Origin of the sequence: Desulfurivibrio dismutans (genome assembly GCF_029210385.1) — a bacterium.
GTDB classification, from domain to species: domain Bacteria; phylum Desulfobacterota; class Desulfobulbia; order Desulfobulbales; family Desulfurivibrionaceae; genus Desulfurivibrio; species Desulfurivibrio dismutans.
Genome location: NZ_JARGDQ010000001.1, coordinates 378,420 through 391,744 on the forward strand (window position 1 = coordinate 378,420; position 13,325 = coordinate 391,744).

Genomic DNA, 13,325 nt, shown 5'->3' on the forward strand with positions numbered 1-13,325 from the left:
AAATGAATCGTGCAAATCTGACCCGCAAGGACCTGGCAAAGGCCATCAACGAGAAGATGGGCTTTTCCCAGCGCAGTGCCGCCGACCTGGTGGATATTGTATTTGATCGTTTGAAGGCGACCCTACTGGCCGAAGAACCCATCAAGCTGGTCCAGTTCGGAACCTTTAACGTGCGCCGCAAATCTCCCCGACAGGGGCGCAATCCGCGGACCGGTGATCCCATGGAAATCTGCAAACGCAGCATGATTTCCTTCCGTCCCAGCAAGAGCGTGCGGGAGCGGATCAATCGTCGTTCCTGAGCGGCGGATCGGTCGTGAGGCCTGATTTTGAGTGCCGCTGAGCAGCATGAGCCCCGGATTCCGGATAAGCTCTATTTCAAAATCGGTGAGGTCTGCGAGATCACCGGGGTAAAGCAGCACGTGCTGCGCTACTGGGAGTCCGAGTTTCGCATGCTGGCTCCCCAGCGGGCCAATTCCCGTCAGCGCTTGTACCGGCGCAGCGATGTGGAAAATATCCTGCGGATCAAGCGGCTGCTTAAGGAAGAAGGATTTACCATCAGCGGGGCCAAGAAGTTACTGGCCCGGGAACGAAAACGTGGCGCTGCCAAGGAGCCGGAAGGCCAACTCCAAGGGCAGCAACCATCGCCACCCCCACCAGCCGGTGGCACCGGGGCAGCCGATGCCCCGCAGAACTCGGCCGAGATCTTCAGCGGCATCAAGGAAGAGCTGTTGAGCCTGAAAAAGATCCTCGAACGATAATCGCGCCGGGACGTATTCTGTCCTTGACAGCCGGCCATCGGGCCGGTATTTTAGCCGTTTCAATTTTGACCGGTTTTCGGGATGTAGCGCAGCCTGGTAGCGCACTTGAATGGGGTTCAAGGGGCCGGAGGTTCAAATCCTCTCATCCCGACCAGAAATCAAAGGCTTACGGATAAATCCGTGGGCCTTTTTTTTTGTGGTTTTTAGTGACATGTTGCCACCGTCACCAGCGTCATCGAACGAAGGCGCCTGGATTCCCAAACCCACCAAGTGGGACACGGGATACTTCGACATTCTCTTCGGAAAAAATATTGACTTTGTTTGCGGTTACATTCAAGATTGCCAATGGTGACCACGGTTAGACCTTTGCAAGTTTCAATTCGCACCAAGCTGCTGTTTCTTTTGCTGGTGGCTCTGGTGCCGTCCCTGCTGGTCATCGCCTATAAAGGGCTGGAGAGTAGCCGGGCGGCCCAGGCCAAAACCCATCGTGATGCGTTCTTTCTGGTGGATAACCTGGCCACCCAGCAGTTGCTGATTACCGAATCGATCCGCGCCATGTTTCAGACCATGGCGCAACTCCCTCAGGTGCGCAGCCTGGATCAGCCAGCCTGTGACCTGCTGTTTGGCAAACTGCTGCAAGACATCCCCTATCTCGTTAATATCGGCCTGTTTGATCCTCGGGGGGATGTGGTGGCCGTCGGCCGACCGGTAAAGCCTTTTAACAATGCCGGTAGCCGACAGTTCCGGGAAGCGGTGGCCACTGGTGAGATGGCTACCGGCGAGTTCACGATCGGCCGGATCAGTGGCCAGCCCAGCTTCCAGTTTGCCTTCCCCGTTCGGGATGAAGAAAATCGGCTGCTGGGCGTGCTGCAGGCCGGTTTCGTGCTGGATGTATTCAATGAAACCTTCAGCCGGGCCGGGTTGCCGCCCCAAACCGTTTTGGGGATTCTTGATCATCAAGGGCGGCGCCTGTACCGCTTTCCCCCCACCGAGGAATTTCCGGCCGGAGACTTGGCGCCGGCGCATCTGCTGACCCACTTTTACGGGGCCGACCGGCAAGGCACTCTGTTGGCCGGTGGCGGCGATGGTCGCCCCCGCCTTTTTGCCTTCCAACAACTTCGTTTGAGCGAGCAGTCTCCGTCCTATATGGTTTTCCACGTGGCCGTCCTGCAGGCGGAGGCCTTGGCGGAGAGCCGCCGGGTTTTACTGCTCAGCCTGGCCCTGATGGGCGGAGCGATACTGGCAACGCTGCTGATCGCCGGGCTGATGAGTGGCCGGCTGCTGCTTTATCCCCTGGGCAAACTGGTTGCCGCGGCCCGGAGTCTGGGGAGCGGCGATCTTGCGGCTCGGAGTCAACTGTTCCACGGCCAAGATGAATTCGGTCAGTTGGCCCAATCTTTTGACCAGATGGCGGCCACCATCGCCCAGCGGGAAATGGAGCGTAATGAGGCATTGCTCAAAACGGAACGGTTGTTGTTGGAACAAGAAATTGCTCTTCGTGAAAACAAAAGACTCAACGAGGTCATGGCTCACCATCTCCAGGAGCCGGCCCGGCGGGTGGCCATTTTCGCCCAGTTGCTGAAGCGGGAGGCCGGAGACAAAATCGGGGAGGCGGGGCCCGAGGTTGGCCGGTTTTGGGAGTTCATCGAAAATGAAGCCGCTCGGCTTAAAAATTTAATTAATGACGCCCAAAAATATCTGGCGGTGGACTCGGTCGAGGCCGGCAAGGGTGACAGTGATGCCGGTATGGTAATCGAAGAGGTTTGCCGACAGTTGCGGATGGAGTCTGGAAGTTCGGATTTTCGGGTTGAAACCGGTTTGTTGCCAGATCTGCCCATAGACCAGAACAACACCCGAATGCTGTTCAAGATTATCCTCCAAAATGCCATCAGCCATGCCGATCCGGATCGTAGCCCCCTGATCAGGATCGACGGCGAAATCGCAAACACCCTGGTTCGTTACCGACTGGCTGACAATGGCCTCGGTGTTGCTCCGCAGTACCGGGAAAAGGTTTTCAACCTTTTTGAAAGAGTTAATAACGTAAATTCCGGCACCGGCCTGGGCTTGGCCATTGCCCGCCGCCTGGTGGAAAAAAATGGCGGTCAAATCAGGCTGGCCGACAGCGAGCTTGGCGGCGTGGCGGTGATTTTCGAATTGCCGGCAAAATTGTAAGCTTTACAAGGAAATTTATGTAATCTAAAATCAGAACCGTTTCCAGCACCATTTTAATGATGGTGGGCTGGGAAACTGTTTCCAAAGATTAATTTCTGTAACCCGGAGCACGATGTTTTGAAAATTATTCTTTCAATGCTACTGACTGTTCTGGGAGGGCTGTTTTTTTCCTCTTCCGTCGCCGCCGAGCCCTTGCGGCTGGGGGTTTTTCCCTATATTTCGCCGGCCCAGATGGTGGAGCAGCTCAGCCCCCTGCGCCAGCGGCTGGCGACGGCGTTGGAGCGGGAGGTGGAAATGCTGTCGGCGCCGGATTTCATGACCTTCGTCGAACGCCAAGCCGCCGGCCACTACGACCTGGTGATCACCGCCCCGCACATGGGGCGACTGGCGCAGCAAAGGGATGGCTGGCAACCGGTGGTGATCTCCAGCCAACAGACCGCCACCGTGATTCTGGTCCGGGCAGATGCCGATATTACCCGACTGGAACAGCTTAAGGGGCGGCGGCTGGCGGTGGGCAACTGGCGTTCCGTTACTTACCTGCTGGCGGCCCGGGCCCTGAACGCGGCCGGGCTGGAGCTGGGTGATGATGTGCAGGTGTTGGAGACCGCGACCTTTTCCAACGTGGTGGCGGCCATCCTGGCCGGGGAAGCGGTGGCCGGTGCCACTCCCACCCTGTTGTGGGATCAGTGGTCCCATGTATACCCGGAAGAGAAGCGCCGGATCCGGGAGCTTTTTCGGGCGCCACCGCCCAACCCCCACTCCTTTTTGCTGATGATGCCGGCCGCCGCCGACCAGGCAACCATCGACCACCTGCGCGGCAGTTTGCTTGCCTTCCACCGGGACCCGGCCGGGCAGGCGTTTTTTCAGGAGAGCAACTTCGAGTCCTTTCAACTGCCCAGCGAGGAGGCCATGGCCCTGGCCGATCCCTTTGTCTACGTACTGCTGCCTGAATCTTCCGGACCCTCCGAAACCTCCAAATCTTCCGGAGCTTCCCGGCCGGCCGGCAAACCAGAGGAGTAACCATGGCGCAGGTGCAAGCCAGCTCAGCCTTGAATTCCACTTGGTACCGCTCCCTGCAGTTTCGGGTGGTGGCGGCCGTGCTGCTGGTCACCCTGGCGGTGATGGGGGTTTTGCTGGCCAACGGTCATCGATTGACCACCAACGCCCTGGAGGTGCAGACCCAGGCCCGGCTGGATTCCCTGTCCCCGCTGCTCAATGCCGCCCTGGCCGGTCGGGTCTTTCAGCGGGATCATAGTGAGCTCCGCAGTATTACCGCAGAACTGGTGCAAACCCCGGATGCCGATATTTTATACATCGAGGTGGCTACCACCCGAGGAGAGGTTATCGCCCGGGCGGGGGCCATGGCGGACGCCGCACAACCCAGTTCATCGGTGCTGACCGCCCTGGAGCAGGGGCTGATTTACCACGTCCGGAAGCCCCTCTCCCTGGGGGCTGATGTCGAGGTGGGGGTGGTGCGTTTCGGCCTCTCGCTGGCCGGCCTGGTTGGTTTGCGGGATAACATGATCCGCCAGAGCCTGCTGATTGTCGCCGTTACCCTGCCCCTGGCTTTTGTGCTGCTGGCCTGGGGCGGTTATCGTCTGGCCGGCAGGGTTGATCGTCAGCTCAAAGAGATGCGGGAAGGGGAGGAGCGCTACCGGACCATCTTCAACGCCCCCGATGATGCCATCTTTGTTCATGAGGCCGACAGCGGCAGGATCGTCGATGTCAACCGGGCCATGCTGGTAATGTACGGCTTTGATTATCAGTCGGCGCTGCAACTCGGTGTCGGCGAGATCAGCGCCAATGTTCCCCCCTATACCCGGGCCGAGGCGGAAAAACTGCTCAATGCCGCCAGGCAGCAGGGCTCGCAACGTTTTGAGTGGCTTTGCCGCCGGCGCGACGGCGAGCTGTTCTGGGGGGAGATTTCGCTGCGCCTGGACCGGATTGGCGACCGGGACTTCATCATTGGCGTGAATCGCAATATCAACGACCGCAAACTGGCGGAGCAGGCTCTGGAAGAAGAAAAGGAATGGCTGGCCACCACCCTGCAAAGCATCGGCGACGGGGTGATCACCACCGACCGCCAGGGGCGGGTGCTGATGCTCAATAAACTGGCCGCCGAACTGACCGGCTGGTCAGCGGCGGAGGCCGCCGGCCGCCCGCTGCCCGAGGTTTTTGCCATCATTAACGAGCGGACCGGCGAGCCGGCAAAAAACCCGGTGGAAAAAGTGCTGGCCGAGGGCAAAATCGTGACCTTGGAAAACCATACCGTCCTGATTGCCCGCAACGGCAGCAGAAAACCCATCGCCGACAGCGGCGCGCCCATCCGCAACCGGGAGGGGGAAATCATCGGGGTGGTGCTGGTCTTTCGAGACATGACCGAGCAGGAGCGCACCGAACGGGAGTTGCTGAAGATCAAGAAACTGGAGTCGGTGGGGGTCTTGGCTGCCGGTATTGCCCATGATTTCAACAACCTGCTCACCGCCATCCTGGGCAACGTGGACTTGGCCCGCTACCTGGCCAAGGAACAGCCCCCCATCGTCAATCTGCTGCAGGAGGCCAAAAAGGCCGGGTTGCGGGCCCGGGGGCTGACCCAGCAGCTGTTGACCTTTGCCCGGGGCGGTGATCCCGTCCGTCAGGTGGCCTCCTTGGAGGCCGTGATTCGGGACTCCTCCCGGTTTGTTCTGCGGGGCAGCAAGGTGACCTGCGATTATGATATCCCGCCCGACCTTTGGCTGGTGGAGATTGACCAGGGCCAGATCAGCCAGGTGATTCAAAATATCGTCCTCAACGCCCGCCAGGCCATGGCCGAGGGCGGCCGGATCACCATCACCGGCCGCAACCGGCCCGCCGATGCCGCCGACCAGGCCCGGGGGAAGGGCGACGAGGTGGCGATCACCATCAGCGATGATGGCCCCGGTGTTGAGCCGGCGGTTCTGGAAAAGATCTTCGACCCCTATTTTACCACGAAAAAGGAAGGCAGCGGCCTGGGGCTGACCATCTGCCATTCCATCGTGGACAAGCATGACGGCAAAATCACCGTGGACTCCCGCCCGGCGGCGGGAACGACCTTTACCATTACCCTGCCCGCCAGTCGACAAAGTGCCGCGGAGGTCCGGGAAAAGGCACCGATAACCGTGCGGCGGCGGGCAAAAATCCTGGTGATGGACGATGAAACCATGGTGCGCCAGGTTATGGCCAGTTCCCTGACGGCCCTGGGCCACGAGGTGGTAACGGTGGCCGATGGCGCTGAAGCCCTGAAGGTTTACCGGGAGGCCATGGGCTTGTCCGCCCCCTTTGACTTGGTTATCATGGACTTGACCGTTCCCGGCGGCATGGGCGGGCAGGAGGCGGTGGGCAAGTTGCGGCAGCTTGACCCCGCCGCCCGGGTGGTGGTCGCCAGCGGCTATGCCGATGACCGAATCATGGCCCACCACCGGGATTACGGTTTTGCCGCCCGCCTGAGCAAACCGGTCCTGCTGGAAGAACTGGATCGGGTTGTCCAGACTCTGCTGGAACCCGGAGAGAATTTATGAGCGGCCGCCGCTTTGAGTTTAAGTTTTTCGCTGATGGTAACGTCTCGGTGGTACCATTGCTCTAGTTTGTTAACATTGTAACGTCAAGGAAAACGAAAACATGAAACTACAAGAATATTTTGCAACCACCAGTGGCCGGGGTGTTCTGGCCACTGCTGCCGCCGACGGCAAGGTCAACGCCGCAGTTTACAGCAGTCCCCATTTTCTGGAAGAGGGCAGCGTGGCTTTTGTTATGCGCGATCGGCTTACCCATCGCAATCTCCAGGAGAACCCCTACGCCACTTTTCTCTTTATCGAAGAAGGTTCTGCGGGCCGGGGGGTCCGCCTGTATCTCAAAAAAACCAGGGAAGAAAACGATCCCGAAAAGATCAAGGGGCTCAAACGCCGACATCTTACCCCGGCGGAAGACCAGGCGCTGGGGCAGACTTTTCTGGTCTTCTTAGCGGTGGAAAAAATTCTGCCCCTGGTGGGCGCAGATCCGGACAGTTTGCCAATCAGTTGAATATGGCAATTTCTGGTCGGTCTTGGTAAGCGGCAACTGGCGCGTTACCTTTCGATTTACCGGAACTGACGTGGAAGTGGTCGATTACCTCGATTATTATTAAGATGGAGGATAAATCCATGCTTAAAAAACATCCGCGCCCCGGCGAGCTGTTGCGCGAAGGTCGATGACGGCGAGCTCCGGGGTTGGTTTATTGCCGCCTCACGGAAGGGGGCAGCCTTCGGGGCTACGGCAGGCTTTTTCCTGTTTTTTCTCTTCCAGCCGGAGTCGGCGGCGGTCCTGGGCCTGGCGGCAACTGCTTTGGGTTCCGGTTGTGCGCTGGCGGTGCTGTTCATGGTGTCCTCGTAGAGATTGTTTGCTCATAGCTCTCGGTTAAGTTTTTCCAGAGTGGTTGCCGCATTATTGAAATCCAGCTTCTTGATCTGGCGTTCCAGCTCAACCACCAGCGGCGAGGCGGCCTGGGGGCCCAGGGATTTTTTCAACTCGGCAAAACGGGTCAGGGCGGTGAGGTCGCGACTGCGCAGCAGGGGGGGCAAGTCGGTAATCATGGCCTTCAGCTCTTCCCGGTCGGCCTCGTCTTCCGGGGGTGGGGTGGCGGCGGCCGGCAGTAGGGCTTCCGCCTGTACGATACGGCTCAGATCATCTTCAATTTTCGCCAGCAGACGATCGATTTTTTCCCGATCCGGTGCGGTCCGAAGCAACTCTTCCAGCTCCCACGCTGCTTTGGTTAAGGGGGTGGCGCCCAGGCTGTCGGCGGTTCCCCGCAGGGTGAACAGCAGTCCGCTTAGTTGCCGATACTCCCCGGCGATTTCCTGGGTGATCAGTTTGGGAGCCAGACCTTGGTATTCGTGGCAAAAATCTACCAGCAGGGAGGCCAGAAATTTCTGATCGTTGTTGAGGCGGGAGAGGGCCAGGTTCCGGTCCAGTAACGGTGGGGCGGGCAGTTCGCCCCTCTTGTCGGCTTGGGCTACGGCTTGGAGGAATTTATCCAGCTCTTTGGTAAAACGGTTCAATTTGATCCTGATTTTGGCCCGGCTGGTAGAATTGGCCAGTAGTTGTTCCAGCTCTTGGGTCAGGGCGGCGGTTTTTTCCGCCCCGACGGTGGCGGCCGCCCCTTTCAGGGTGTGGGCCTGGAGCCGGGCCTGGGCATAGTCGAGCTGCTCCAAGGCGCTCTTCAGGGCCGTCGGCCCCTGGCGGTAATCGTCGATGAAGCTGCCCAGCAGTCTGAAAAATAACCCCTGATCATGGTTGAGGCGGTCCAGGGCGGCCCGGCTATTGATGCCCGACAGGGCGGGCAACGCAGCCTGCCTTGAGCCGCTTTTTTGAACCCCCGGTGACGGTTCCGCAGCGGGAGCGGTTTGCTCCTCCGTCACCGGCACCCTCAGCCCTTGCAGGTCCGAAGCGGGCAGCAGGTAATCGGCTGTGGCTCGGGCTTGACGGCCCAAGGGACAGATGACGGTGAATATGCTGCCCTTTGCCGGTTCGCTTGCTACCTCCATGCGTCCGCCCATTAGTTTGACCAGCCGATCGACGATACTCAGGCCCAGGCCGGTGCCACCGTATTTGCGACTGAAGGAGCCGTCGGCCTGGGTGAAGGGCTGGAAAATTTTTTCTATCTGTTCGGGGCTCATCCCAATGCCGTTGTCCTTGACCTTGATGATCAGTTCCAGCGGGTCGCTGGTGGGGTCAGCTACGTTCACGGCAATGGTGACCTCCCCCCGTTCGGTAAATTTGATGGCGTTGCCGGCCAAGTTGGTTAGCACCTGACCCAGGCGCAGCGAATCTCCCAACAGTAGGCGGGGCACCGAGGAGTCAACGGCAAAGAGTAGTTCCACCTCCTTTTCCCGGGCCCGCACCGAGAGGATGTTGCCGACCTCAGTGAGGATTTCAATTAAATCGAAGGGCCGTTCATCGAGAGTCAATTTGCCGGCTTCGATTTTGGAGAAGTCGAGGATGTCGTTGATAATTCCCAGCAGGGATTTGGCCGAATCGGATATTTTTCCCAGATAGTCCCGGAGTTTGGGGCTCATCTCGCCGTTAAGGGCCAACTGGCTCAGGCCCATGATGGCGTTCATCGGGGTGCGAATTTCATGGCTCATGTTGGCCAGAAATTCGCTTTTACTGCGACTGGCCGCCTCGGCCAGGTCTTTGGCTTTGCGCAGGGCCAGCTCCTGCTCCTTGCGTTGGCTGATATCCTGGATGCAGCCGACAAAGATCCGTTCATCTCCCGCCACCGCTTCGCTGACCCCCAGCAGCAGGGGAAAGGTGGCCCCCGATTTGCGCCGGCCCACAACCTCCCGGCCGATGCCGATGATTTTTTTGACCCCGCCGGTCAGATAGTTCTGCACGTAGCGGTCATGGTGGGAGTGGTAAGGCTCGGGCATCAGCATCTTGACGTTTTGCCCCAGCACCTCTTGGGCTTTATAGCCAAAAATCTTTTCCGCCGCCCGGTTGAAGGAGGTTATTTGCCGTGCCTCGTTGATGGTGATAAAGCCGTCCACCGTGCCGTCGAGGATGATGGCCAGCCGGTTCTCCCGCTCCTCCAGATCCTGGAGCGCCTTTTGTGCTCGGGCATCACAAATACGGTGCTGCTCCGCCGTCCATCGGTCCAAGGTGTCGGGCAGGGATTTCAGGGCGGCTAAGGCCTCCGGGGGCGGGGGGTCATGGTCCGGCAAGTTTTTGATCAGGTCGATCAGGTGTTGCAGGTCGGCTGAACTCATGGCTGGGTGGTTCCCGATGGGTGGAAAAATGGGGTTGTTGTCCGGCTCAGGCGGCTTCCACCCGGTTGCGGCCCTGCTCCTTGGCCCGGTAGAGGGCTTGATCGGCAGTCTTTTGCAGTTGCTCCGGGGTGGTATCGGCGGAGGGGGTCAGGCTGGCCGCCCCCACGCTGATCGTTATATGTTCGGCCGCTTTTGAGTAAGCATGGGGCAGGTTGAGGTCGGCCACCGCGGCGCGGATTTTTTCGCCCAGAGCCAGAGCGCCTTTACGGTCGGTTTCCGGCAGCAGGCAGACAAACTCCTCGCCGCCGTAGCGGGCGGTCAGGTCGGTGGGGCGAGTGGTGGCGGCACTCATGGCTTGGGCCAATTGGCGCAGGCATTCATCGCCCTGGGCGTGACCGTAGTTGTCGTTGTAAGGTTTGAAAAAATCGACATCCAACATCAGCAGGGAGAGGGGTTGGGCGTGGCGCTGGGCCCGTTTCCACTCCCGCTCCAGGGCCTGGTCGAAATTGCGGCGGTTGGCGATTCCGGTGAGCCCGTCCAGCATGGCCATGTTCTGCAGGAAGTCCTGGTATCTTTTCAACTCCAGGTGGTTCATGACCCGAGCCAGGACCACCGCCCGGTTCACCGGCTTGGTGAGATAGTCGATGGCCCCCAGATCCAGCCCCTTGGCTTCATCCTCGTTTTCGCTCAGGGCGGTGACGAAGATCACCGGGATCCGCCGGGTGCGGGGGTCCTCTTTCAGACGGCGGCAGACTTCGTAGCCATCCATCTCCGGCATCATGATGTCCAGCAGGATCAGATCGGGCAGCGACTCCGCCGCCACCTCCAGGGCATCGGCCCCGTTGGTGGCAAAGAGCACCCGGTGGGTGGGGTGGAGGATCTCATGGAGGATCTGGATGTTCATCGGCGAATCATCCACCGCGAGGATGGTCGCCTGGTCCTGATTGTCAGTCATAAACTATCTCCCTTCAAGTGGTGCTCAATTTTATCAAGTTTCACCCACCCACCATAATACAAACCCGGCGGGCGGCGCAGTAAAATTGTTGTCGCTTGAAGACGGCGATCCCCGTCCGTTCGCTCCTGGTCACCAGTGAAATCGGGACCGGCTGGGAGCTTTTGTCTTGACAGAATGTAACTATCCAGCTCACACCGGGCAGTTACAATCTGAACCAGAAAACAAGGTTGTCATCATGATCGATAATACCTGGCCAGCTTAGTTTGGTTCCGCTTTTTCTTGCTGGTCGGGCACGGTGGCATTATTGTAAGGAAGCGATAATTGCAACCGGGAGGATCGCCATGGCCGCCATCGCCAAAGTAACCGCCAAGGGACAGACCAACATACCTCGGGAAATCCGGGAAACCCTCCACGTCAAACCTGGAGACTTGATTACCTGGGAAAAAAGTGCTGACGGGGTGGTGCAGATCCGCAACTTCGCCGACGCCGGCAAAGGAGCCGCAAGTTGACGGACCGACCGAATGCCGATCTCCGGGCTTTGACCAAGGAGGGGGCCGACTACCTACCGCTTTTGACGGCCTACCTGGAATCTGCCTCGCGGGTGCGCGATCAGGATATTCACCGGGAACTGCTGGCCCTAGTGGTCGATAAATTTGTGGCCCTGGAAAAGCAGGTGGATGATCTGCTCAAAAACACCCTGCCGCCGGGGGTGGCGGAAGAGATTCGTTACCTGGGCACCTTCGCCCCCCGCCAGTACAACTGCACCATCCTTTTCAGCGATGTCACCGGCTTCACCCGCCTGGCCGAAGAGCTTTCCTCCGCCACGCTGGTGGCCGTCATCGATGATGTTTTCCGGGCCTTTGACAGGGTGGTGCGGCGGTTTAACGGGACCAAGATCAAGACCATAGGTGATGCCTACATGGTGGTTTTCGGGGCGCCTACGGTCGATGAAGAGCATCCGGTCCGGGCGGTGCGGGCCGCCCTGGCCATGCAGGAGGTGCTGGCCGAACTCAACCGGCAACGTTACGGCGCCGCGACGGAAAAGTACGTCCGTTGCCGGATCGGCATTCACAGCGGGCCGGTAACCGCCGGGGTGGTGGGCGAGGACCGGATGCAATTTGACGTTTTCGGCGACCATGTTAATATCGCCGCCCGTTTTGAAACCGCCGGTGAGCCCGGCCGGGTCAACATCTCCGCAGCAACCCGGCGGCGTTTACCCCCCGAATTGGTTTGCGAAGACCGGGGCGAGGTGGCCCTGAAGCACAAAAAGGCGATGCGGGCCTATTTTGTCAGGGAGCTCTCCGCCGACCCAGGATTACAGGAGGATTGAATGGTACAGCTCAAGCAAGAAAAACAGTATAACCGGCCCATCCAAATTGCCGAGGGGATTTTCTGGGTGGGATTTCACGAGCTGGGCTACGATCTTAACTGCAATCCCTACCTGATCACCACCCCCGGCGGTGAGGCGGCGGTGATCGACGGCGGCAGCCGGCCGGACTTTGCCGTGGTGATGACCAAAATTCTCCAGACCGGCCAGGACCCGGACCTGATCAACTTTCTCATCTATCAGCATTATGACCCGGATCTCTGCGGCTCTCTGCCCCATTTTGTCGACATGTGCGACGCGGACAACCTCAGCGTGGTTTCGCATCCGGCCAACAATATTTTCCTGCGCTACTACAGCGGCCCCCAGCACTTTCGCCGCTTTATCTCGACCCATCGCGATGGCGGCACCCTCAGTATCAGCGACCGCCGCCTGCGTTTTATTGAAACCCCGTACTGCCACACCGCAGGCAGCTTCGTTACCTACGATGAGCAGACCAAAACCCTTTTTACCAGCGACCTGTTCGGCAGCTTTACCAAGGAGTGGGATCTTTACCTCGACCTGGGTGATGACTGCTTTACCTGCAGCAACCACCAACACTGTCCCAAGGGCAGAACTTTTTGCCCCTTAAGCGGGATTATCTCCTTTCACCGCACCATTATGCCCGGCGGTAAGGCCCTGGCCCATGCCATGGGGATAATCAAAAAGCTGGACATTGAGTTGCTGGCCCCTCAACATGGCAGCATTGTGAGAGAGCGGAGCCGCATTTACGCTCTGGTCGAACTCCTGGAGAAACTCGACCGGGTGGGAATCGACAATCTTTGTTAAGCAGGACAGAAACCAGGAGGGAGACGGTGACCGACGAAAAAGCGCTCAAACCGTACCAGGAAAAGATCATCAATTTGATGCTGCGCCAGGAAACCATGCTGGCCGAGCTATACCGGGTTTTTGCCGCGCAATTTCCCCAGCATGCCGAGTTCTGGAACAACCTGGCCCGCGATGAGGAAAAACATGCCGGCTGGCTGCAGCAGCTGTACGATGCCAGCCGGAACAAGGTGGTCCTCTTTAGTGAGGGCAAGCTCAAGACCTACACCATGGAAACCATGCTCAAGGGTCTGGAGGAAAATCTCGAGCGGGCCAAAGCCGGGGAGTTCGATGAACGTCAGGCCCTCAGTTATACCGTTGACTTGGAGCGGGCCCTGATTGAAAAGGAACTGTTTACTCGCTTTACCGGTCTGACGGAAAAGGCCCGGGGGGTAATGAAATTTCTTGCCCAGGAAACTAACAAGCATCAGGATTTGGCGCATCAATTATACCTCCAGGGACAAAAACCCTGAACCAGCAAACAAGGTTGCGAT

At 58.9% G+C, this 13,325-nt stretch carries 12 protein-coding genes, 1 tRNA gene and 1 pseudogene; 12 read left to right on the top strand and 2 right to left on the bottom strand.

Annotated elements, in window-relative coordinates; all coding sequences use genetic code 11:
- Nucleotides 1–2: 2 nt before the first annotated feature.
- From P0N66_RS01735 to P0N66_RS12830, 8 genes and pseudogenes are all read left to right on the top strand, one after another.
- Entirely contained in the window at nucleotides 3–299 is a 297-nt protein-coding gene (locus tag P0N66_RS01735) for an integration host factor subunit alpha (RefSeq protein WP_275802223.1), read from the top strand.
- 27 nt (nucleotides 300–326) lie between these two features.
- Entirely contained in the window at nucleotides 327–758 is a 432-nt protein-coding gene (locus tag P0N66_RS01740; RefSeq protein WP_275802224.1) for a MerR family transcriptional regulator, read from the top strand.
- Nucleotides 759–835: 77 nt separating this feature from the next.
- Nucleotides 836–912 (top strand) — tRNA-Pro (locus P0N66_RS01745).
- Between the two features lie 212 nt (nucleotides 913–1,124).
- Complete coding sequence (locus tag P0N66_RS01750) at nucleotides 1,125–2,930, top strand: sensor histidine kinase (protein ID WP_275802225.1); 1,806 nt, start codon at nucleotides 1,125–1,127, stop codon at nucleotides 2,928–2,930.
- A 135-nt stretch (nucleotides 2,931–3,065) separates the two neighbouring features.
- On the top strand, nucleotides 3,066–3,950 hold the full coding sequence (locus P0N66_RS01755) for a phosphate/phosphite/phosphonate ABC transporter substrate-binding protein (protein ID WP_275802226.1): 885 nt from the start codon (nucleotides 3,066–3,068) through the stop codon (nucleotides 3,948–3,950).
- A gap of 2 nt (nucleotides 3,951–3,952) precedes the next feature.
- On the top strand, nucleotides 3,953–6,466 hold the full coding sequence (locus P0N66_RS01760) for a hybrid sensor histidine kinase/response regulator (protein ID WP_275802227.1): 2,514 nt from the start codon (nucleotides 3,953–3,955) through the stop codon (nucleotides 6,464–6,466).
- Between the two features lie 100 nt (nucleotides 6,467–6,566).
- Entirely contained in the window at nucleotides 6,567–6,968 is a 402-nt protein-coding gene (locus P0N66_RS01765) for a pyridoxamine 5'-phosphate oxidase family protein (protein ID WP_275802228.1), read from the top strand.
- A gap of 10 nt (nucleotides 6,969–6,978) precedes the next feature.
- Nucleotides 6,979–7,071, top strand: a pseudogene (locus tag P0N66_RS12830) (type II toxin-antitoxin system RelE/ParE family toxin); the annotation flags it as partial.
- Between the two features lie 256 nt (nucleotides 7,072–7,327).
- Here P0N66_RS12830 and P0N66_RS01770 read toward each other — a convergent pair.
- On the bottom strand, nucleotides 7,328–9,688 hold the full coding sequence (locus P0N66_RS01770) for an ATP-binding protein (protein WP_275802229.1): 2,361 nt from the start codon (nucleotides 9,686–9,688) through the stop codon (nucleotides 7,328–7,330).
- A gap of 46 nt (nucleotides 9,689–9,734) precedes the next feature.
- Nucleotides 9,735–10,643, bottom strand: a complete 909-nt coding sequence (locus P0N66_RS01775) for a PleD family two-component system response regulator (protein ID WP_275802230.1) — start codon at nucleotides 10,641–10,643, stop codon at nucleotides 9,735–9,737.
- A gap of 341 nt (nucleotides 10,644–10,984) precedes the next feature.
- On the opposite strand from P0N66_RS01775, the gene P0N66_RS01780 reads away from it, so the two are divergent.
- Genes P0N66_RS01780 through P0N66_RS01795 form a run of 4 tightly spaced genes read left to right on the top strand, consistent with a single transcriptional unit; the run spans nucleotide 10,985 to nucleotide 13,304 of the window.
- Nucleotides 10,985–11,152 (top strand): AbrB/MazE/SpoVT family DNA-binding domain-containing protein, encoded by a 168-nt coding sequence (locus P0N66_RS01780; protein ID WP_275802231.1) that lies wholly within the window; start codon nucleotides 10,985–10,987, stop codon nucleotides 11,150–11,152.
- A complete protein-coding gene (locus tag P0N66_RS01785; RefSeq protein ID WP_275802232.1) occupies nucleotides 11,149–11,973 on the top strand; it encodes an adenylate/guanylate cyclase domain-containing protein in 825 nt (274 codons plus the stop codon). Before P0N66_RS01780 ends, P0N66_RS01785 begins: the two co-directional genes overlap by 4 nt.
- A complete protein-coding gene (locus tag P0N66_RS01790) occupies nucleotides 11,974–12,795 on the top strand; it encodes an oxygen-binding di-iron domain-containing protein (protein ID WP_275802233.1) in 822 nt (273 codons plus the stop codon). It begins immediately after the preceding gene.
- A gap of 26 nt (nucleotides 12,796–12,821) precedes the next feature.
- Entirely contained in the window at nucleotides 12,822–13,304 is a 483-nt protein-coding gene (locus tag P0N66_RS01795) for a ferritin family protein (protein WP_275802234.1), read from the top strand.
- Nucleotides 13,305–13,325 lie beyond the last annotated feature (21 nt).